This window comes from Bradyrhizobium barranii subsp. barranii (assembly GCF_017565645.3).
GTDB classification, from domain to species: domain Bacteria; phylum Pseudomonadota; class Alphaproteobacteria; order Rhizobiales; family Xanthobacteraceae; genus Bradyrhizobium; species Bradyrhizobium barranii.
In genome coordinates, this window is sequence record NZ_CP086136.1 from 3,819,135 (window position 1) to 3,839,835 (window position 20,701).

Sequence of the window (20,701 nt, forward strand, 5' to 3'; positions counted from 1 at the left end):
TGAGTTGCAGGAGCGAAACTATTGCGAATGCTTCCGAATTGAATGCTCGCTTATGCCACCGGCTCAGTCTCGTAGGGTGGGCAAAGGCGCGTAGCGCCGTGCCCACCAACAAGTGTCTCCTGATCAACCGCTGTGGTGGGCACGCTTCGCTTTGCCCACCCTACGAGACCGCGCGCTCGTCGCCCGGCCAGGGATCACAGCGTCACGACGATCTTCCCCAGATGCTTGTTCGCCTCCATGTGCTCGAACGCCTTGTCGATGTCGGCGAAGGCATAGACCTTGTCGATCGGCAGCTGCAGCTTGCGTGACTCGACCGCGCCCCAGATGTCCTTGCGGACCTCGTCGAAGATCTCGCGGACCTCCTCGATGGTGCGGGTGCGGAAGGTGACGCCGACATAGTCGATCCGGCGTGCCGCATGCAGGTCGAAGTTGAAGTCGGCATGGGTGCCGCCGAGCCGGCCGACATTGACGATGCGGCCCTTGACCTTGGTGGCGGCGAGGTTCTGGCTCGCGACCTTGCCCGAGACCTGGTCGACGATGAGGTCGACGCCTTCGCCGTTCGTCGCCTTCAGCACCTCGTCCACCCATTTGGGGTCGGAAGAGTCGACGGCGAGGTCGGCGCCATACTCCTTGAGACGGCCGCGGCGATAGGGATCGGTCGACGAGCCGATCACGAGCTTGGCACCCTTGAGCCGCGCGATCTGCATTGCCATCAGGCCGACGCCGGAGCTCGCCCCCTGGATCAGCACGGCTTGCCCGGGCTGAACGCCGCCAACGGTGACGACCGCATTGTGCATGGTCGCGAGCGCGACGGGCAGGGTGGCGGCTTCCTCGAAGTTCATGTTCGAGGGCGCGCGGAACAGCCGGCCGTGATCGGCCAGAGTGTATTCGGCGAACGCCGCGCCGCCCGAGCCCATGATGCGGTCGCCGACCTTCACGCCCTTGGCATCCGGTCCGAGCTCGGCGACCTCGCCGGCCCATTCCATGCCGAGCACGGTGCCGGCACCGCCGGCGGCGCCATGGGCGTGGCCCTTGCGCATGCCGGTGTCGGCGCGGTTCAGCCCGCAGGCGCGGACGCGAACTAGCACCTGCGTGCCTTTAGGTGTAGGTTGAGCGACGTCGGAAATCTTAGCTCCATCAGGGCCGTAGACGTAAGCCTTCATGAATTACTTTCTTGCGTTTGATGTATCTGTTTAAGCGACGGCGAGTATCACCTCGCCTCTCGGGCGATAGTTGTCCTTCTTACTCCGCTGCTTCGCGTTGTGGATGAACGATCATGCCTTCCAGCCTGTTCCTGATGATGGCTTCGGCCTCGCGCACGATGCGGGAGATCAGCTCGGCGCAGCTCGGGATGTCCTGGATCAGGCCCTGCACCTGGCCCGCCGACCAGATGCCTTCGTCCGAATTGCCGGTCGCATAGACCATCTTACCACGGGCGCCCGCAACCAGCTCGCGGATGTCCTCGAACTTCGCACCTTCCTTCTCCATGGCGACGACCTTGGTCGAGATGTCGTTTTTGGCAACGCGCGAGGTGTTGCGCATGGTGCGGAAGATCAGCTCGGTCTCGCGCTCGTCATTGGCGACGATCTTCTCCTTGATGAGCTGGTGGATCGGGCTTTCCTTGGTGGCCATGAAGCGGGTGCCCATGTTGATGCCCTCGGCGCCGAGCGCCAGGGCGGCGACGAGGCCGCGGGCATCGGCAAAGCCGCCCGAGGCGATCATCGGGATCTTGATCTTGTTGGCGGCGGCCGGGATCAGGATCAGGCCGGGGGTGTCGTCCTCGCCGGGGTGGCCGGCGCATTCGAACCCGTCGATCGAGATGGCGTCGACGCCCATGCGCTCGGCCGAGAGCGCGTGGCGGACGCTGGTGCATTTGTGCACGATCTTGACGCCATGCCTCCTGAACTCGTCGACATGCTCCTGCGGCTTGTTGCCGGCGGTCTCGACCACGGTGATGCCGGCCTCGATGATGGCGGCGCGGTATTCGGCGTAGGGCGGCGGCTTGATCGCGGGCAGGATGGTGAGGTTGACGCCAAAGGGCTTGTCGGTGAGGTCGCGGCAGCGCGCGATCTCCTTGGTCAGGTCTTCCGGGGTCGGCTGGGTCAGCGCCGTGATGAAGCCGAGCGCGCCAGCGTTCGCGACCGCGGCGACCAGCTCGGCGCGTCCGACCCATTGCATGCCGCCCTGGACGATCGGGTGCTCGACGCCGACGAGCTTTGTGAACCGTGTCTGCAGCATGATCTGTTCCCCCGCCTCGCGTGGCGCTCTGTTATCGGTTGATGGCGGCAGGATGCCGCCGGGGTCGGGAAATGTCTATTGCGCCGCCGTGCGGTGGGGGCGGGGCGATCATGCGAGGCGTGAGGGGATTCCGTGGGGCGGATAATTTTGGTGCGGGGCGCTTGGCGTATTCTCCTGCCGTCGTCCTGGGGCGACGGCGGAGAGGTAGCAAAGGTGCTGCTCCAAGGGTGCCCGGAAGGCCGAGCGCCAACTGGATCCCGCGTCAACCTTGGCCACGAAGCCGCAGGAGTCGCGATGGAATATACTCGACGTCGATGCTGATGCCGTCTCCGCTCAGAGGGTTCGCGGTGTAGACGACGGAGACAGACAGTTCGAATTGGCTGACAATCGTCAAGATAGCGATGGTGAGCGCGGTGTCTCCACTCGGGGCTGCGCCCAGCAGCATCTCTGCAATACGGCAGCAATCATCCATCGTCGCCCCCAACGGAGGAAGCTTGATGACCTCTACCTGACGTGCAGCGAACGTGGTCGGGTCGGCGACGTCGGGTTCACGCGCAACAACGGCGCCCGAGTTGATCAAGGGCACGACGAACTTCAGAACCGGCGCCGTCACCAGGTTGAGATTTTGAATGTTGACCTCGGTCGCATACACGCCCGGCCGGGCGCCCGCGACACAACAGCAGCTTGCCTCGGATTGCTTGCCGCATACGATCTTCGCGCTGTATGCGAAGAGGCCCTCGGCTGCGGCCGGTATCGCGCCGAGCTTTTCGAGAAACGGATGCTTCAACCGGTCAGCACTTCAGCCCGTCTGATTGTTAGCCATCTCGACCTCCGTGAAGGTTTGTGGAACGGATGAGCGGCACCTGGGCGCGTTGCTTATAGTCCTCGGTCTTGCCTCGATTGAGTTTTGATTACACTACGCCAGACGCTTTCCCGCAGCGCCTGCTCACCACCTACAATAGCACTGTCGAGGAATGCTCGCCAATCATGTCAAAGGCGAATAACGGCTACTCCGCCGACAGCCGCACCATCTGGCGGCCGCCGTTCATTTCCTTGAGGCTGTTGACGAATTTTTCCGGGCGCTGCCAGCGGTAGGGGACCTGCAGGCCCATGAACTCGGCGATGTCGCCGATGAAGCCGGTGCAGTTGGTGGTCTCAGCGTTCCAGACCGACGAGCTCGCCTGCAATTTCTTGATATAGGCGAAGACGCGCTTGGCGTCGGCTTCGTTCAGATAGACGCGATAGTTCGCGGTCAGATAGTCCGGATCGAGATCGCCGTAGCTCGCGCCGGTTTCGGCTGGCACCCAGGTGAGGTGACCGAGCACATAAGCCCAGGTGTCGCCGGCGGGCGTGAGGCCCGCGACTTCGACGGCGCGCTCGCTGGTCTTGCCGTACCAGACAAACGCATGGCCCCAGCTCGCCGCTGTCCGCGCGCGGAAGTCGACGTAGTAGGGACCTTTCTCTGCGCGTGCGACGGGGCGCCGCGTCGATTGCGGCGCCGGTCGTGATGCGGTGTCGGTCGTAGCAAGCGCATTGGCGTCGGCAACGCGCTTGTTCGCTTCGTGGGCCGAGGCCGAGGGGGTGGTGCAGGCGAGCATCGCCGCGAGGGCGAATCCCGCGAGGATGCAGGATCCCGATCGATCAGATGTGTTCGTCACGCTGTGCCCCTCGACTACCGGCCGCTTACGCAGATTTCTTGCGCGTATTTCCGTTGCGCGTCAGTAGCGCGCGGCGACCGGGCCGGGCGCCTTGCCGATCGGGGCCTTTCCAATCGGGCTCTTGCCAATCGGCATCTTGCCGATCGGCGCCTGCTCCGCAGGATAGGGAACGGGCTGGCGACGCGGCAGATCCGCAGCGTTCGCAGCCGTCACCAGAGCAAGCGTCGCACCCAGAGCAATTACAATCTTCTTCACAGTGATACCCCTAGAAGGTTTAGTCCAAACACGGCACGGCCGTGCCCCCAGACACGGCTCATAGAAGGCGGCCGAATGCGTCCAAGTTGCGGCACCCGCGGGACATGTTGGCGGCATTGATCGGGTGTACAGGGATGTGATGTGTCTGGATGTTTCGGGGTGGTGCGGCCTGGTCGGTAGGATGGGTAGAGCGCAGCGAAACCCATCGGCCATTTGCGCGGGGAGCGATGATGGGTTTCGCTGCGCTCTACCCATCCTACGCTGCTGCTACGCGTCTCTCACCCGATCCTGTTCAAGCTGTTCCGGATCGTCGAGAAGATACCGCCGATGTCCTTGCGCAAGGCATCGAGCGCGTTGAAATTGTCGAAGATGCGGGCGAGGCGGTCCTCGACCTCGCGCTTGCTCCTGGCGAGGGCATCGACGCGCGAGGCGAGGGTGACGTCGCCGTTCGCCTCGATCTCGCCGACGGTGTTCGCAAGAAGATCGCGGGTGGCGCCGACCTCGGCGATCATGGCCTCGATGCCGAACACCGGCGCCTTCAGCGGAACGAGGTCGGCCTGCGACTTCGACAGCTCCGTCTTGAACGCGTTCAGCGTCGCCAGCGTCTCCTGCAACACGCCGAGGCGCTGGCGCGACTGGAGGACGAAATCGTTCAGCGCGTTCTGGCGGTCGACGAGGGTCTTGCCGTCGGGGGCGGTTTCGACGTCGGCGAGCGAGCGTTCGAGCAGGGCCTGGCGCTGGCCGAGCTCCTCGAAATCGAGCCGGATCGCTTTCAGGATGTTGAAGCTGTCGTCGATGCGGGCGAGGCGCTGCGCGATCTCGATCTTGTTCTTCGAGAGCGTCTCGACGCGAGTGTCGAGCGGCGCCTCGCCGCCGGTCTCGAGCTCGTCGATGCTCTTGGCCAGCCGGTCATGGCTGAGGCCGAGCTCGCCGATCAGGGCATTGATGCCGGCGTCCGGCGATCGCAGCGGGACCAGCTCGGCATGGGATTTCGCCAGATCTTCCTTGTACTGGTTGAGGGTCACGAACGTGTCCTGGACCGCGTTCACCCGTGACAGCAGCGCCGATACGTCGCGCGCAACATCTTTCAGGCGGTCGGCGAGGTTGTTCTTGCGGTCGTCGGTCTCGAGGTCGAGCAGGGAGCGTTCGAGCTGGTTCTGGCGGTCGCGGATCTCGGTGAAAACAGGCTCGACCGCGCGCCGCTGATCGGCGACCTTGCCCACCATCTCTCGCACTCCCTGCTGGCGCCGGCGGATCTCGGCGAGCTGGTCGTGCATGTCGGTGGATTCGTTGCGGCCCTGCTGGAGCAGGGCGCGCTGCTCAGTCTCGCCCAGCTTGTCGTGGAGGGCGGAGACGGCCTCCCGGGGATCGCTTTCGATCAGGTGCTGCACGGTGGCGTCGAGGTGGTTTTGCAGGGCGTGGGCGACGACGACATCCTCGCGGGTCTTCTTGAGGCGGTCGCGCAGGGTATTGAGGCGCCGGTCCTGACGCGAGAGCCGCCAGGAGGGGGCGCCGATCAGCGCCAGCCCGAGCGTCACGATCGCGCCGGTTGCGATGCGCTGCGGCATCGGCAGGTCCGCAAACAGGGCGGGCAAGTGCGCGACGTCATAACCAAACGCCTGCTGGGCGAGGATCGCGATGGCAGCTAGCAGGACAAACCAGGCAACCACGAAAAACAGCCACATCGTGACTTCCCCACCCGGGACACATTCTCGCCATAGTTGCTATTGGAGAGCGGAACCGAGATCAAGGGGCGGGCGGGGTTGCCAGATGTTTCCGGTCGCGCGATCCACTGCTGGTTGCGTCAGTCGATTGGCGGAGAGCAGGGTGCCAGTTTTTCCCGGGGAGCGGGGCAAGGCCTGTAAGCCCGGATGGAGCAAAGCGCAATCCGGGGTCTGCGCGCGCAGAAACGCCCGTCCCGGATTAGGCTTCGCTCCATCCGGGCTACGGCACTGCGTGGGCCCCTTTCGGGGAGGCTAGCAGCAGGCGTCGGCGCGAGCCGGCGAGCCTCGGGCTATCATTTCCCGAGGAAGTTCGTGCGCATCTTGTCGGCGAACCAGACCACGAAGATCGCAGCGAACGAGAGAGCGAAGTACAGAGCCGCCCAGAGAAGTGCATTACTGGCGTTCGACATGACATCCTCCCTTGCATCAGAAATCGATCTGTTGCCGGGAAGGATAGCGGCAGCCGCGACCGCCGATTTGCGCAGGATCAATTTTTGCCGGGCTGCGGCGCAAATGGCCGGCGAGCCTTCATTCCGGGCCCACGATGGATTTGCGGCCTAGGAATGACGCAGCGAGTTACAGCCGAAACTCGTTCGTGAGCTCGCCGATGCCGTCGATCGCGACGGTCACTGTATTCACCGGCTCCTTCATCACGCCGACGCCGACCGAGGTGCCGACGGCGATGAGGTCGCCGGGAAGCAGGGTCATGTCGTGGGAGATTTTGCTGACCAGCTCCTGCGCGGTGAAGATCATGTCCGAGATCGGATAGTTCTGCCGCTCCGCCCCGTTGAGGATGGTGCGCACGGTGAGCTTGGCGGGATCGAGGCCGGTTGCGATGACGGGGCCGAACGGGCCGTAATCATCGATGCCCTTGGCGCGGGCCCATTGCGGGAAGGTGGGATCGCTGGTCAGGATGTCGTTGGCGGTGATGTCGTTGACGCAGGTGTAGCCGAAGATGAAGCTGTCCGCTTCCGCCGGCGAGACGCGGGCACAGGTCCTGCCGATGACGATGCCGAGCTCGCCCTCATAGGTGGTCTTGCCGTCGTAGTAAGAGGGGCGGCGGATCACGGCGCCCGGCGTCGTGATGCTGGTGGTGGCCTTCAGCAGATAGAGCGGCTCCGGCGGCTCGGGCTGGTTCAGCTTGGCGGCGAGCGCGTGGAAATTATTCCAGAGCGCGACGATCTTGCTGGGCGCGCAGGGCGCGAGCAACTCGACCTCCGACAGCGCCAGCGTCTTGCCGGTGGCTGCATGGCGGCCGAACATCTCGCCATCATGCACGCTGATGCCTGATGGCGTCAGGGTGCCGAAGCCGGTCGCACCGGCATGGCGGAAGCGCAGCCATTGTTTCATCTCGCCCGCCATCACGCCACCGCCAGTGCACGGGGATCGGCAGGCGCTGAGACGCCGTCATAGAGGCCGGCGATGCGGGCGCGCTGGGTCACCATCGCCAGCACCGAGTCGAGCGCGGGCGTGGCGATGCCGGTGAGGCGGCCCATCTCCTGCACCACGGTGACGAGCGGGTCGATCTCCATCGGACGGCCGCGCTCGAGATCCTGGAGCATCGAGGTCTTGTGCGCGCCGACCTTGCGGGCGCCCTCGATGCGGCGCTCGACGTCGACGCGGAATTTGACGCCAAACGTCTCGGCGATGCCTTGCGTCTCCACCATGATCGCGCGCGACAGCGCACGCGTGGAGGGATCGGTGCAGATCACGTCGAGCGTTGCATGGGTCAGCGCGCTGATCGGGTTGAAGCAGACATTGCCCCAGAGTTTCAGCCAGATCTCGTCGCGGATGCGGTCGAGCACCGGCGCTTTCAGCCCGGCGGCGACGAAGAGATCGGCGAGGCGCTGCACGTCCGAGGTGATTTCGCCGGAGGGCTCGCCGAGCGGGAAATTGTTGCCGTAGACGTGGCGGATCACGCCGGGCGCTTCGATCTCGGTGGCGGGATAGACGATGCAGCCAATGGCGCGCTCGGCGCCGATCTCACGCCACTGCCGTCCGCCGGGGTCGATGCTCTCCAGCGTCGAATTCTCGTATTGGCCGCCGTGCTTGTAGAAATACCAATAGGGGATGCCGTTGACGGCGGTGACGATGCGGGTGTGCGGCCCGAGCAGCGGCTGCATCTTCTCGATCACGCCGGTGATCGAATGCGCCTTCAGCGTGATGATGATGTAGTCCTGCACGCCGAGTTCGGCGGGATCGTCGGTGCAGCGCGGATGCACGGTGTGCTTCTCCTCGCCCGCGAGCAGGGTCAGCCCGCGCTCACGCATCGCGGCAAGGTGGGCGCCGCGCGCGACCAGGCTGACGTCGGCGCCAGCGCGTGCGAGCTGAACCCCGAGATATCCGCCGATCGCGCCGGCGCCGTAGATGCAGATCTTCATGAAATCCTCGCGGGTGTCCGGAATTTTGGGACGAAAGATCCGGTCCGGCTCGGAGAGGTCCGAGCCGGGGCCGGTAGTCGCAGGGGAAGTGTGACGCTTTAAGCTGCTGCTTGCGGCGAGCCGTTGATCGCTTCGTCAACGGCAGCAGCAATGTCGCGCATGCTGATGACGGAGACGAGGCTGTAATCGTCGATGACCGGCAGGTGACGGATGTGATTGCGGTTCATCAGATGCCGGACGTGCTCGATCGTGTCCGAGGAGCTGCAGGACACCAGCTGCTGCACCGACACGAGCTGCGAGACCTTGACGTTGATGGCGTTGGCACCATGCTCGGCGACCGCGCGCACCACGTCGCGCTCGGTGAACATGCCGACCGCGGTGTTGCCTTCGGAGCGGACCACGTCCTTGACCACCAGCGCGCTGATATTGTTGGCGCGCATCAGCTTGGCGGCGATACCCACCGTTTCGTTCATTCGCACCGTGACAACGCGCGGTGTCTTCTTGCGCAGAATGTCTCCGACCAGCATTGCAACCTCCCTAGGTGAATGACAGGGGAAGTGTGGTATACATAATGCCAATCGTCAAGCATTCGATTTGGCTGATCCGAAAATTCTTGCGGCAGCAATACTGACGTTTGTCGTCGTGCCAAAAAGAAAAGGGGCGCATCGCTGCGCCCCTTTCGACCGATTGAAAGGCGTGTGGTCGCTACGCTGTCTCGGTCTTGGCGTTGCCGGTCTTGGCGGTGCCGGTCGCGGCGCTGGCGCTCTCGGCTTCCTTGCCGAGGATGAAGGAGCGGCGCAGCGGCTTGATCACGAACAGCGCCGTCAGCGCCGCCGTCGCGTTCAGCGCCACTGCGACCACGAACACGGCCTTCCAGCCGTACGTTGCCGAGATCACGCTGGCGAGCGGGACGAGCAGGGATGCCGTGCCTTTCGCGGTGTAGAGCATGCCGTTGTTGGTGGTTGCGTATTTCGAGCCGAAGGTGTCGCCGCAGGTGGCGGGGAACAGCGAGTAGATCTCGCCGAACACGCCGAAGGACACCGCGGTCGCGAGCACGAACACGATCGGTATGTTTCCATAGGCCGACAGCGTCAGCAGCATTACCGCCGCGGTGCCGAACGCGATGAACATGGTGTGCTCGCGGCCGATCGTGTCGGAGACCCAGCCGAAGAAGGGACGTCCGAAACCATCGAAGATGCGGTCGAGCGAGATCGCGAACGTCAATGCCGCCATCTGGAAGCCCGCGAGCGTCACCGGCGTGTCGGCGATCTTGAAGTCGTGCGCGATCGGGCCGATCTGCGCCGCGGTCATCAGGCCGCCGGAGGCGACCATGACGAAAACGAGATACATCACCCAGAAAATAGGGGTGCGCAGCACCTGCGGCGGGGTGAAGTCGATCTTGGTCTGCGGCAGATTGAGCTGCTTCTTCTTCGGCGGGATCGAGATCCGCGGCGGCTGGATGAAGAAGGCGAGCACGAACACGATCAGGCCCTGGCCGATGCCGAAGGTGAGGAACGCGTGCTGGTAGCCGCTCGTTACGATCATGGTCGCGATCGGCACAATGGTGAGCGCGGCGCCCGCGCCGAAGCCGGCAGCGGTCGCACCGGCGGCGAGACCGCGGCGATCGGGGAACCATTTCAGCGCGTTGCCGACGCAGGTGCCGTACACCGCGCCGGCGCCCATGCCGCCGACGACCGCGGCGGCATAGAGCAGGGTGAGCGAGTCAGCGTAGGAGTTGAGCACCCAGGACAGCGCGATCATGACGCCGCCGAACATGACGACGATGCGCGGACCGTATTTGTCGACGAACCAGGCCTCGATCGGCACCAGCCAGGTCTCGGTGACGACGAAGATGGTGAAAGCGAGCTGGATCGCCGCGCGGCCCCAATGATACTTGGCGTCAATCGGATCGACGAACAACGTCCAGCCGTATTGCAGATTGGCGATCATCGCCATGCAGACGATGCCCATGGCGAGCTGGAACCAACGGAAACCGGTGCGAAGAGGCGCAGCTGTGACGGCGCCGTCCGTGCTGGAAATCATCAATAACCTCCCAACGCGCCTGATTGAATGCGACCTGGGATTGCAAGATGACCCAGTGTCGCAAATATTGTGGCTTATCGTCGCAAGCGCGGCGGGGACATTGGTATACCATATTCCAGAAGGCAAGCCCAATCTTGTGACGCAGCGCAAGAAAAGCGCGCGGTTCCCTTCACGTCAGCGGTAGCCAAGGCGGGTTCTGCAAAAACGAAAACGCCCGGCCGTGAGGCCGGGCGTCGTGCTTGAAGCAGTTGTGGTGAAGCGCGTCAGGCGGCGGCGGTCGATTTCGCGACCACTACCTTGCGCCAGGGCTTGAGCACCATGATCGCCAGCAGCGAAGCCAGGATGTTGGCGCCGGCCGCGATGATGAACACGCTGTCCCAGGTGCCCGACGATTGCTGCATGTAGTTGGCGATCGGGACAAGCAGCGCGGCGGTGCCCTTTGCGGTGTAGAGCAGGCCCGCATTGGTGGTCGCGAACTTGGCGCCGAACGTGTCGGTGCAGGTCGAGGGGAACAGCGAGTAGATCTCACCCCAGGCGAAGAACACGAAGCCCGACAGCAACACGAACCAGAGCGGGTCGTGTCCCCAGAGGTAGAGCATCCAGATGCCGAACCCTTCCATGCCGAAGGCGATGAACATCGTGTTCTCGCGGCCGATCATGTCGGAGATCCAGCCGAAGAACGGACGCGTCAGGCCGTTGAGCACGCGGTCAATCGTGGCTGCGAACGTCACCGCGGTCATCGTCACCGCCATCAGCGTCACCGGAACGCTGTCGACCTTCCAGTCGACTGCGATCGGCTTCAGGTTCGCCGTCACCATCAGGCCGCCGGCGCCGACGATCACGAACATGAAGTACATCAGCCAGAAGATCGGCTGACGCAGCACTTCGGTCGGCTGATAGTTGCGGCGGGTCTGTTGCAACGCAGCGTTCTGCACAACGGGAGGCACCTGTCCGGCCTTCGGCGCGTAGAGGAAGAAGGCGAGGATGCAGATGATGATGCCCTGGCCGAGCCCGAAATACAGGAAGGTGGTCTGGAATCCGCTGTCCTTGATCATGGCCTGAATCGGCGCAACCGTGAGCGCTGAGCCCGCGCCGAAACCGGCCGCCGTGATGCCGGCAGCAAGACCGCGCTTGTCGGGAAACCATTTCAGCGCATTGCCGACGCAGGTGCCGTAGACGCCGCCGGCGCCGATGCCCGCGATGATCATGCCGAGATAGAAGCCGTTGAGCGTGGTGGCTTGCGCATTGATCGCCCAACCGATGGCGCAGAGCACGCCGCCGACGAGCACGACGATGCGCGGGCCGTATTTGTCGACGAACCATCCTTCGACCGGCACCAGCCATGTCTCGAACAGTACGAAGAGCGTAAAGGCCCATTGGATCGAGGCGCGATCCCAGCCGAACTTTTTCTGGATGTCGGGGACGAAGAACGTCCAGCCGTATTGATAATTGGCGATCATCACCATCGCCGCTACACCGACCGCCAATTGCGCCCAGCGATACGTGTCGCTAACCCGCGCGGCGGTTGGAACCGTTGCCTGCACCATGTCCGTCATAAAGCCTCCCGTGGCGCCTCTAATTTTTCTGCGAGCGCTGGAGAGGCATTCTTGTATTCATTATGCCAAGGTTCAAGCGCTGGTCCGGTCACCGTGCGCAAATGCCGCAGGACCTTCATCGGTTGCGGCTGTGACTCGGGACAACGCAAATAGAAATGGCCCCGTGCTGCGGGGCCATTCATCAAAAGTAGTATGTGGACGGTTCTGAAACCGGCGCGTCGCGCTTGCAGCGCGGGAGGCGCTGCTTATAGGCCGAAGCGGGGCAGGTCGCCGTTGTGATTCGAAATCTCGGCGCTCGCCATCAGGAAGCGATCGACCGCAGCCAGGAATCGGGTGAACAGCGAGGCGGAGGGGGCGAGCGCGACGGAAGCGGTCTTGGACATCTGAATTCCCTTTCTCGAGACGGTCAGTGATGCTGTCTCATTTCGAAGGGCAATCTACGTATACCAGATGCCAGTGTCCATGCATGCCATTGCATAGCAGCATGCATGCTCCCGCATTGCGGCATAATGATCCGTTAAAGGGACCGAACCGAGCTCAAAATTGCCAGCCGGGCGGCTGGAATTGCGAGATCGGCCCCAAAAGGCCCCCATTACGGAGGCAAATGAGCGCGGACAGAGCGGCGCGCGGGTTCCAAATCCAACCGCACCGCAACATTCAAGGTCTTGGCAGGCCCAGCCAAAGCCGTTAGTGGTCTGCCCCCTTTTCCAATCAACTGTCAGAGTGGTTCATGTCGAGCGCCTCGCCCGCCGTCTCGATCGGCATCGATTTTGGGACCAGCAACACGGTCGTCGCGATCGCGGCGGACGATCGCCGGGTCGAGGCCATCCGCTTCGATCACGGCGGCCAGCGCCACAGCGTCTACGTCTCGGCGCTGTGCTTCTGGGAGGATCGGCCGGGCGCCGGCGCCCAGGCCGAAGGCGGTCCATGGGCCATCGAGACGTTCCTCGAAGGCCGCCACGTCTACCGCTTCCTGCAGTCGTTCAAGACGTTTGCGGCGAGCTCCAGCTTCAACACCACGACGCCACCGTCCTGGTTGCGGATTTCGGCGGCGGCACCAGCGATTTCTCGGTGATGCGTTTCTCGCGCGTGGGCGGTGCCTTGCGTGCCGAGCCGCTTGGACACGCCGGCATCGGGATCGCGGGCGACACGTTCGATTACCGCATCGTCGACCACGTCGTCTCGCCGCGGCTGGGCAAGGGCTCCAGCTTCCGCTCGTTCGACAAGGTGCTGCCGATCCCCAGCGGCCACTACAGCAACCTCGCGCGCTGGCATCAGCTCGCGATGATGAAGAGCAATGGCGATCTGCGCGAGCTCCGGGAGCTTGCGCGCACCGCGCTGAAGCCGAAGCTGCTCGAGGATTTCATCACCATCGTCGATCTCGACCTCGGCTTCTCGCTGTACCGCGCAGTGTCCGACGCCAAGGTCGCGCTGTCGGGCCACGACGAGGTGGACTTCCGCTTCAAGGGCGGTGGCGTCGATATCGGTTCGACCATCACGCGAAAGAATTTTGAATCCTGGATTGCCGACGACATCGCCAGGCTGGGCGCCACCGTCGACAAGGTGCTGGGCGAAGCCGGCATCACCGCGCGCGAGGTGGAGAAGGTGTTTTTGACCGGCGGCACCTCGTTCGTGCCGGCGGTGCGAAAGCTGTTCGCCGACCGGTTCGGCAACGAGCGGCTGATGTCAGGCGATCAGTTCGAGTCGATCGCCTACGGCCTCGCGCTGATCGGACACAGCCCCGACCCCGATCGATGGACCGCAAGCGGTGGGATTACGCCGAAGGCGGGCTCGTAGCCCGGCAACAGCCGCCATTGCTTGGCTGCTCGCAATGACGACGGAGAGAGCTGTCATCAGTGCCGTAGGGTGGGCAAAGGCGCGGAGCGCCGTGCCCACCATCTTTCCGAGGTTGAGAGAGCATCGGTGGGCACGCTGCGCTTTGCCCACCCTACGATACTGATGTCGCCGCTACTGATTGATCTCCGGCTCCACGAGCCTTGCGAGGTTTCGCAGCGATTCCTGCCAGCCGAGATAGCAGGCCTCCGGCGGGATGACGTCAGGGATACCGGCCTGGGTGATGTCGACCTCGGTGCCGACCGAGACCCTCTTCAGCGTCACGGTTACCTGGATTTCGCCGGGCAGATTGGGGTCGTCGAACTTGTCGGTGTAGCGGAGACGTTCGCCGGGGACGAGCTCGAGATATTCGCCGCCGAAGGCGTGGCTGTTGCCCGTCGTGAAATTCCGGAACGACATCTTGAACGTGCCCCCGACCTTGGGCTCGAGGTGATGGACGGTGCAGGTAAAGCCGTTCGGCGGAAGCCATTTCGCCAGCGCATCCGCCTCGAGGAAGGCGCGATAGACTTTCTCCGGACTGGTCGAGAGAACGCGGTGCAGACGTACAGTGCTGGGCATGTTCCTTCATCCTCTTGCATTGATGGGCCCGACCTTGGCGTCTACGGCCCATTCATGTCTCAAGGACGACCGGGATGCCGCCGATCCGACATGGCATCGCAGATAAACGGGGGCCGCCGAAACCGGCGGCCTTTGATGTTGCCTTTGAAGTTGTTGGAAGTTGTTTTGGATCGGGTTGCCGCTCACCGCGTCCAGTCTTCACCTGCGCACAACGTTCCCATGCAGCCCCGGACGTTGAGACTGCCGGATGGCAGCAAGGTGACGGTGCTCGCATAGGTCTTTCCGTCGTCGGCGTTGTAGATCCTGCCCGACCATTGATTGGCGCCGGCCGCCTGCATGTCGATGAACAGGGAGATGCCGACGATCTTCCGGGCGCGCAATGCAGGATCGGCGTTATGGTCGTCGAGCTGCGCCTTGCCCGTCTTCTTGTCGATCGGCTCCTTCAGCCAGACGACCCGGCCGCATAGCGCATTGCCGCAACGGCTCACCTTGATCCTCGCGTCGCCCGACTGTGTCAGCCAGACGCCGGCGGGACCGCTGGCCGTTGCGGCTTCGGCGTTTCCAAGCGGGGAGATGGACAACAGCGCTGCGAGCTGGTGCCGGACGAGGGTGGAACGCATGGGGGCTCCATATTGGATCAATTGTCATGAAATATTTCATGATAAACGATCAATATATCGCGCTTAAGGTTGAGTCAATCGCGCGGAACATGCATATTGGGGGAGGATGGTTGCCTGGAAATTGCGGAGTGCTTGGAGATGGGTGTGGTGGAGATATCGGTACGCGAGGCCCGGCAGAGCTGGTTCCGGCGTCTCGATCTTGCGTTCTGGGCGATCTGGGCGGCACTGCCGGTGGTGGTGTGGCTCGCCTATCTCCGGAGCACGACCGCCTCCGCCTCGATCGCGGCGAGCCTTGGTCCCGACCAGGTGAAATGCGCAGGCCTTGTCGCCAATCCGCTCGCGATGTCGCGCCCGGGGCAGCTGTTGTTCTGGACGCTATTTGCGCTTCAGCTCTCGTTCTTCGCCGTGTTGATCGGCATCCTGCACCGTATGGTGCACCGATTCGCACGCGGCCGGATCTTCGCGTCCGAGACGCTTCAGGGCGTGTGGTGGATGGGGATCATTCTGGTGATCTGGCCGTTCATCGACCTGATCACCAGCAACGCGGTGGCTTATGCCTTGCACGAGATCGGCGACGTCAAGTTCTTCCTGCCGTCCTACAACGTCGACATCGGCACGATCGCGGGCGGGATGTTCCTGATGGCGCTGAAATTCGTCATCGAGCACGCCATCCTGCTGCAGTCCGAAAACGAGCTGACGATCTGAGGTGAATGCTTGTGCCGATCGTCGTGAACCTCGATGTCATGCTTGCGAAGCGGAAGCGCCGCCTCGGGGACCTCGCCGACGCAATCGGCATTTCCATCCAGAACCTGTCGGTCCTGAAAACGGGCAAGGCGAGGGCGATGCGCTTCTCGACCCTGGCCGCGATCTGCCGCGAGCTCGATTGTCAGCCCGGAGACATCCTCGAATATGTCGCAGGCGAGGAGGGCAGCGATGAGGATGCAGGCGAGGGGAGCTGAGCTCACACTTGGCAAGCCTTGTCCGCCTTCGTGCTGCACGCGAGAACCTGAAACACATCCCCCATGTGCAACGGTTGGCCGTTTGCGCGCTCAATTGAATCGAGCTCGCCTGGTGCGAGATCTACCTCGCGGCCGGCCGGACGACCGATCCGTCAGATCGTTGCCACATCCTGCGGCGTCATCGTGAAGGCGAGCCGGTAGCGGCCGATCGTCGGATTGTCCTGCGCGCCCAGAGTGCCAAGCGCCGCCGGCGAAAGTCGGTCGGCGGCCACTTGCTCGATCGCCTCGGCATCGTAACCTGACAGCAGCATGATCCAGTCGGCGGCGCCGTCCTTGCCGCGGATCTGCTGCTCGGTGGTGGGCGAGCTGGTGCGGGGCGTGTCGGTCAGGAGGAGGTGGGCGCCGGTCAGTCCCGGCATCTGCGCCAATGCGCCGAGCGTCTCCGAGAGATGTGTCTGCAACTCCGCCTCGCGCCCGGCCTCCGGCGAAAGCCGGATGGTGGCGAGCGAGGTCGCGACGCCGCCGCCAAAGCTGGCGGCGACGCGGCACTGGCTGCGGACCATGCCGAGATGGTGCGGCATCATCTTGGTCGACCACGGCGTCGGCGCGTTGAGCCGGTCGAGATATCCCTTCGACGTGAGCACCTCGTACCGCTCCAGCTCGTACAGCACGAAGAAGCCGTCGGTGTCCGTCGTGCTGGTCCAGCGCGATCCGCGCCGGAAGCCGGGAATGCTCATCCGCTCGGGAAAATGTTCGTGGGAATGCCAGTCGCCGAACTCCGCGCGCTGCTCGTGGCGGACGCTCCACCACATCGCGACGGCGGCCTTGCCAAGCAGTGACATGCTGACCTCCCTGTTTTCCAGCACTTTGCCTTGACGCCAACGGAGGAAGCAAGTCGTCCACGCTTAGCGAGTTCAAGCCACAATTCCGCTACCGTTCTCCGGTCAGTTTTGCGGCCGGGATCAGGGGGACTTCCGTTGCGCAGCACGCTTTGGGCTTTCGCTGTCACGCTCTGTTGCCTTGGCTCGCCTGCGAAGGCTGCAGGCATTCAGCTTCTCCAATCCGACCCCGCACTGTCAGGCGCGATCTGGTATCCCTGCGCGGCGGAGCCGGCACGTGTTGGCAGCCTTTCGGTGCCCACAGTCGATTGGCTGGAGGGAGCGAAGGACTGTCCCGTCACGGGCACGAGGCTGCCATTGGTGATCGTCTCCCATGGAAATAGCGGCTACTTCGCACTTCACCTCGACATCATAGAAGCGCTGGCGAACGCCGGTTTTATCGTCGCTGCGATCAACCATCCCGGCAACAATACCAACGACATGTCGGAGCGCGGGATGTCTGTCTGGACGTCGCGTCCGGCACATATGGTCCGCCTCCTCGATTTCATGCTGCACGAGTGGAAGGACAAGGCCGCAATCGATCCTGCCAGGGTAGGCCTCTTTGGCTTTTCCCTCGGCGCCTTCACTGGACTCGTTCTGGTCGGCGGTCAGCCCGATTTTCGTAGGCTTGTCTGTAAGCAAGAGAACAAGTCAGCGGTCTGCGAGGAGCTGCGCGCTGGCGAGTTTCCTCCCGATCCGCCACACGATGCCCGGATCAAGGCTGCGGTGATCGCCGATCCTGCCGTGAGTTTTTCATTCACGCCCGAGAATCTGGCGGGCATCGGAGCCCCGCTACAGGTTTGGCGATCCGAGCTGGGCGGCGGAGGCGTAGACGCGGCAGGCGTCGCGCGCGTGACGGGCAGTCTGCCGGGTAAGCCCGACATTCACGTCGTGCGGGCCGGTCATTATGCATTTCTGCCACCCTGTACGGCAGAACTCGCAGCATTGAGGCCCCAGGTTTGCTCTGATCCCGAGGGCTTTGACCGGGCCGCCTTTCACCGCGAGTTCGACGTTGCCGTGGTGCGGTTCTTCCGAGAGCAGCTTGCTGGTGGCGTACGGTGAGCGCTCGATAGCGCGGCATCCTGTCGACGCTCTCGGGTCAACACAGTTGGCCGGCACCAAATCGCGGCTGCGAACGCGGAATTCACCTTGCCTCAGGCGCCTTTCAGGCCTGAATCCGCAAAGTCCGAATTGTTCCGCCGAAGCCCACGAGGCATTAAATCCCGCCAAGCCTTGCAACTGGCGCCGATGAGGTATACGTTGGTGCTGTTCGTTCAGCCGCTGTGCCTTGTTGAATGCGCCCGCGGGCTCCTTTTCCAGAGACATCGACGAATTGAATCTGGTTCTGCGTGAGTGTCACGCGGAATGTGCGCGTATGCGCTTTGGAGAAGAATAATGACGACAGGTACCGTGAAGTGGTTCAACGGCCAAAAGGGCTTTGGATTCATTCAGCCCGACGACGGCGGCAACGATGTGTTCGTTCACATCAGCGCAGTCGAGCGGGCTGGTCTCTCAGGTCTCGCCGAGGGCCAGAAGGTCAACTTCGAGGCCAAGACCGACAAGATGCGAGGCAAGGTCAGCGCAGAGAATCTCTCGCTGGCCTAAGATCCTGCGCCGTTTCACGGATGTACTGAAACGGCCACGCTGCCCGCTCGATCCCAGGGATTGAGCGGGTTTTGTCCGTTGCGGGAGTGGGTGAAGCATGAGCGGCAAGAAGTCGGCTGAACCGTCACCCCAAAGCATTGCGCGTACCAACCGTCAGCGTTTGGCTGCCGAGGAGGGAACGCGGGCAATGGCGGACGTCGAGAGACAGGCCGTCGATGTTCGCAAGAACATGGCGCGGCTTCGCGAACTGCGCGAAGCCAAGGAAGCGGCCGACGCAACTCTTCAAGCATCGCTGCCGGCACCAACCCTGACGAAGCGCAAGAGAAAGCTGACGCGATAGTCGAATTCAACTGCGTCGACGAAAATCTGGAGAGGGCCGGTCACATGCCACAGAGTGCGGATCGTGCCTAGGATCAAGTCGGACAGCGGCGGCACAATCACCTTCTTTCTCGCGCTTGGCGCAGGCCGGCAGATGTGCCGCCTTGCGACCACGTTCCAGACGCAGAAGCAGGCCTTCAGCTATCTTCAGAAATACCGGACGGAGTTCGAGCGCATCGCGCGGAGCCGACTGGCCTCCGGGGAGCTTGAAGACGGGATCGTCGTGCTCTCGATGCTCTAAAGCATGATCCGGACCCGAAGGGCCGCGTTAGCGCAAAGTGCGAAGCGGTTTTCCGAAAAGATCATGCTCAAACAATAACCTAAAGCGCGATGACGATTCATTCCGATCTCATCGCGCTTTCGGTCAGGCGTCGATTTCGACGCGACGCGCTCAGCGCCAGCCTTCATCGCGCGGATGCAACATCGTGACGCGTCCTATTTAGAGCGGTCCTTCGGCTCGGCCTCGCGGGCCAGTCGCTCCGCTTTCAGCCGCTCGCGATTCTCGTTGAAGGAGTGCTGGTCCTTCGCATAGTCATTGATCGGCTTCTGCGTTTTGACAGGCTTGAACGCCTTGTTGGCTTCACGCTTGGCCCGATCCGAGGATTGATCTCTCAACATTTCGACCTCGTTTTGATCAACAAGCTGTGACAGGACAGGTGCTGGCCGACGCCTCCCACCCGCAAACGCTGTGCGTGGGCTTGCTACCTTTCGGGGCGAGAAGAAGGCCAATTCTGCAGCGTTGCGCAGATGCTTTTGCGATGTGTTTCAGTCCCTCGCCTTGGCGGCTGCGTTGCTCGTACGTCGGGATAGCACGCCGGCTTAGACAACAATGGCACGCCGTCGCTTTTGTTCCAAGGACCCCTGCGGACTGGCGCCAGGTTTGCGATAGTGCGATTGTCCCGCCGCAATGTCAGGAGATCTGTAATGCTCGGTGTGAACGACGGGGAGACAATCCCCGCGAAGGAAAGACCGCAAAGGTCTCAAAGATGGACTGGTGAAGATGCATGGGCGGCTTACCAGCTTCCCTTCAACGATCTGCTCTTCCGTTCACAATCCGTACATCGGGAGCATTTTGACCCAAATCGCGTGCAGTTGAGCCGGCTACTGAACATCAAGACAGGTGGTTGTCCGGAAGACTGCGGTTACTGCAGCCAGTCGTCGCATCATGCGACAGCTCTTGCAGCCTCCAAGTTGATGGAGGTCGGGAAGATCGTTGCCGAGGCACGCAAGGCAAAAGACAGCGGCGCGACGCGTTATTGCATGGGGGCGGCCTGGCGCAATCCGAAGCCGCGCGACATGGATGCCATTGTCGAGGTCGTCGGAGCCGTGAAGGAGCTTGGGCTCGAGACCTGCATGACGCTCGGCATGCTCGACCGGGATCAGGCCGACCGGCTGAGTGCTGCCGGGCTTGATTACTACAATCATAATATCGATACCTCGGAGCGCTTCTATCCGAGCGTTACCTCCACCCGCACATTCGCCGATCGTCTCGATACGCTGGAGCATGTCCGCGAGGCCGGCATGAAAGTGTGCTGCGGCGGAATTCTCGGCATGGGTGAGAGCGAACAGGACCGCGTCGACATGCTGGTTACGCTCGCCAACCTCCCGGAAGCGCCGGAGAGCGTGCCGATCAACATGCTGATCCCGATTCCGGGAACGCCGATGTCGAAGGCGACGCCGATAGGTCCGATCGAGTTCGTGCGCATTGTCGCGCTGGCGCGTATCATGATGCCGGCCTCTTTCGTGCGACTCTCGGCGGGGCGGTCGGCGATGACCGACGAGATGCAGGCGCTGTGCTTCTTTGCCGGTGCAAACTCGATCTTTGTCGGCGACACGCTGCTGACGGCGGGCAATCCGCAGGACGAAGCCGATCGAAAGTTGTTCCGCCGGCTCGGACTGGAGGCGCTCTGAAGCGTGATCCCTCTGGAAAGCCACTGTGCGCTTTCCGGATTAGAGCGTTTTCGAGCGAAGTGGATGCCGGTTCGCGTCAAGAA

The 20,701-nt window shown here is 62.9% G+C and carries 23 protein-coding genes and 1 pseudogene; 8 read left to right on the top strand and 16 right to left on the bottom strand.

Going from position 1 to position 20,701, the window contains the following annotated elements:
- Window positions 1-194 precede the first annotated feature (194 nt).
- The 12 genes from J4G43_RS18085 to J4G43_RS18140 all read right to left on the bottom strand — a co-directional run bounded on the left by J4G43_RS18085 (window position 195) and on the right by J4G43_RS18140 (window position 12,238).
- Complete coding sequence (locus J4G43_RS18085; RefSeq protein WP_208085804.1) at window positions 195-1,163, bottom strand: quinone oxidoreductase family protein; 969 nt, start codon at window positions 1,161-1,163, stop codon at window positions 195-197.
- A gap of 79 nt (window positions 1,164-1,242) precedes the next feature.
- The gene (locus J4G43_RS18090) at window positions 1,243-2,238 is read right to left on the bottom strand and encodes an NAD(P)H-dependent flavin oxidoreductase (RefSeq protein WP_208085805.1); all 996 of its coding nucleotides are present in this window, start codon (window positions 2,236-2,238) and stop codon (window positions 1,243-1,245) included.
- 262 nt (window positions 2,239-2,500) lie between these two features.
- Window positions 2,501-3,025, bottom strand: coding sequence for a hypothetical protein (locus tag J4G43_RS18095; protein ID WP_166351489.1), 525 nt, complete (start codon window positions 3,023-3,025; stop codon window positions 2,501-2,503).
- Between the two features lie 220 nt (window positions 3,026-3,245).
- The gene (locus tag J4G43_RS18100) at window positions 3,246-3,896 is read right to left on the bottom strand and encodes a hypothetical protein (RefSeq protein ID WP_208085806.1); all 651 of its coding nucleotides are present in this window, start codon (window positions 3,894-3,896) and stop codon (window positions 3,246-3,248) included.
- Window positions 3,897-3,956: 60 nt separating this feature from the next.
- Window positions 3,957-4,151 carry a hypothetical protein gene (locus J4G43_RS18105; protein ID WP_408581436.1) on the bottom strand — a complete coding sequence of 65 codons (195 nt, stop codon included), beginning with the start codon at window positions 4,149-4,151 and terminating at the stop codon, window positions 3,957-3,959.
- A gap of 278 nt (window positions 4,152-4,429) precedes the next feature.
- A complete protein-coding gene (locus tag J4G43_RS18110; RefSeq protein ID WP_208085807.1) occupies window positions 4,430-5,836 on the bottom strand; it encodes a hypothetical protein in 1,407 nt (468 codons plus the stop codon).
- Window positions 5,837-6,451: 615 nt separating this feature from the next.
- Window positions 6,452-7,225: a fumarylacetoacetate hydrolase family protein gene (locus J4G43_RS18115; protein ID WP_208085808.1), complete on the bottom strand. Its 774-nt coding sequence runs from the start codon at window positions 7,223-7,225 to the stop codon at window positions 6,452-6,454.
- Between the two features lie 11 nt (window positions 7,226-7,236).
- Entirely contained in the window at window positions 7,237-8,256 is a 1,020-nt protein-coding gene (locus J4G43_RS18120) for a 2-dehydropantoate 2-reductase (RefSeq protein ID WP_063984530.1), read from the bottom strand.
- Window positions 8,257-8,354: 98 nt separating this feature from the next.
- Entirely contained in the window at window positions 8,355-8,783 is a 429-nt protein-coding gene (locus J4G43_RS18125; protein WP_063984529.1) for a CBS domain-containing protein, read from the bottom strand.
- 178 nt (window positions 8,784-8,961) lie between these two features.
- Complete coding sequence (gene oxlT / locus J4G43_RS18130; protein WP_208085809.1) at window positions 8,962-10,299, bottom strand: oxalate/formate MFS antiporter; 1,338 nt, start codon at window positions 10,297-10,299, stop codon at window positions 8,962-8,964.
- Between the two features lie 263 nt (window positions 10,300-10,562).
- A complete protein-coding gene (gene oxlT / locus J4G43_RS18135; RefSeq protein WP_063984527.1) occupies window positions 10,563-11,855 on the bottom strand; it encodes an oxalate/formate MFS antiporter in 1,293 nt (430 codons plus the stop codon).
- A gap of 245 nt (window positions 11,856-12,100) precedes the next feature.
- Window positions 12,101-12,238, bottom strand: coding sequence for a hypothetical protein (locus J4G43_RS18140; RefSeq protein ID WP_166098301.1), 138 nt, complete (start codon window positions 12,236-12,238; stop codon window positions 12,101-12,103).
- 347 nt (window positions 12,239-12,585) lie between these two features.
- Between J4G43_RS18140 and J4G43_RS18145 the strand changes: the two are divergent.
- Window positions 12,586-13,652: pseudogene (locus tag J4G43_RS18145) on the top strand (Hsp70 family protein).
- 171 nt (window positions 13,653-13,823) lie between these two features.
- Here the strand turns inward: J4G43_RS18145 and J4G43_RS18150 are convergent.
- Complete coding sequence (locus tag J4G43_RS18150) at window positions 13,824-14,267, bottom strand: SRPBCC family protein (RefSeq protein ID WP_208085810.1); 444 nt, start codon at window positions 14,265-14,267, stop codon at window positions 13,824-13,826.
- A 182-nt stretch (window positions 14,268-14,449) separates the two neighbouring features.
- Window positions 14,450-14,887: a DUF2147 domain-containing protein gene (locus J4G43_RS18155; protein WP_208085811.1), complete on the bottom strand. Its 438-nt coding sequence runs from the start codon at window positions 14,885-14,887 to the stop codon at window positions 14,450-14,452.
- A gap of 147 nt (window positions 14,888-15,034) precedes the next feature.
- On the opposite strand from J4G43_RS18155, the gene J4G43_RS18160 reads away from it, so the two are divergent.
- On the top strand, window positions 15,035-15,592 hold the full coding sequence (locus tag J4G43_RS18160; protein ID WP_208085812.1) for a DUF2975 domain-containing protein: 558 nt from the start codon (window positions 15,035-15,037) through the stop codon (window positions 15,590-15,592).
- An 11-nt stretch (window positions 15,593-15,603) separates the two neighbouring features.
- A complete protein-coding gene (locus J4G43_RS18165) occupies window positions 15,604-15,846 on the top strand; it encodes a helix-turn-helix domain-containing protein (RefSeq protein WP_071917595.1) in 243 nt (80 codons plus the stop codon).
- Window positions 15,847-15,998: 152 nt separating this feature from the next.
- Here the strand turns inward: J4G43_RS18165 and J4G43_RS18170 are convergent, their stop codons facing one another.
- A complete protein-coding gene (locus J4G43_RS18170; RefSeq protein WP_208085813.1) occupies window positions 15,999-16,688 on the bottom strand; it encodes a hypothetical protein in 690 nt (229 codons plus the stop codon).
- Between the two features lie 357 nt (window positions 16,689-17,045).
- Between J4G43_RS18170 and J4G43_RS18175 the strand changes: the two genes are divergently transcribed.
- From J4G43_RS18175 to J4G43_RS18190, 4 genes are all read left to right on the top strand, one after another.
- Complete coding sequence (locus tag J4G43_RS18175; RefSeq protein WP_249814848.1) at window positions 17,046-17,786, top strand: alpha/beta hydrolase family protein; 741 nt, start codon at window positions 17,046-17,048, stop codon at window positions 17,784-17,786.
- A gap of 333 nt (window positions 17,787-18,119) precedes the next feature.
- Window positions 18,120-18,329, top strand: a complete 210-nt coding sequence (locus tag J4G43_RS18180) for a cold-shock protein (protein WP_028151479.1) — start codon at window positions 18,120-18,122, stop codon at window positions 18,327-18,329.
- A gap of 97 nt (window positions 18,330-18,426) precedes the next feature.
- On the top strand, window positions 18,427-18,669 hold the full coding sequence (locus J4G43_RS18185) for a hypothetical protein (protein WP_063984523.1): 243 nt from the start codon (window positions 18,427-18,429) through the stop codon (window positions 18,667-18,669).
- A gap of 54 nt (window positions 18,670-18,723) precedes the next feature.
- The gene (locus tag J4G43_RS18190) at window positions 18,724-18,948 is read left to right on the top strand and encodes a hypothetical protein (RefSeq protein WP_028151477.1); all 225 of its coding nucleotides are present in this window, start codon (window positions 18,724-18,726) and stop codon (window positions 18,946-18,948) included.
- A gap of 194 nt (window positions 18,949-19,142) precedes the next feature.
- On the opposite strand, the gene J4G43_RS18195 is transcribed toward J4G43_RS18190, so the two are convergent.
- Complete coding sequence (locus tag J4G43_RS18195) at window positions 19,143-19,325, bottom strand: hypothetical protein (protein WP_208085815.1); 183 nt, start codon at window positions 19,323-19,325, stop codon at window positions 19,143-19,145.
- A gap of 306 nt (window positions 19,326-19,631) precedes the next feature.
- On the opposite strand from J4G43_RS18195, the gene bioB reads away from it, so the two are divergent.
- A complete protein-coding gene (bioB, locus tag J4G43_RS18200; protein ID WP_208085816.1) occupies window positions 19,632-20,618 on the top strand; it encodes a biotin synthase BioB in 987 nt (328 codons plus the stop codon).
- Window positions 20,619-20,701 lie beyond the last annotated feature (83 nt).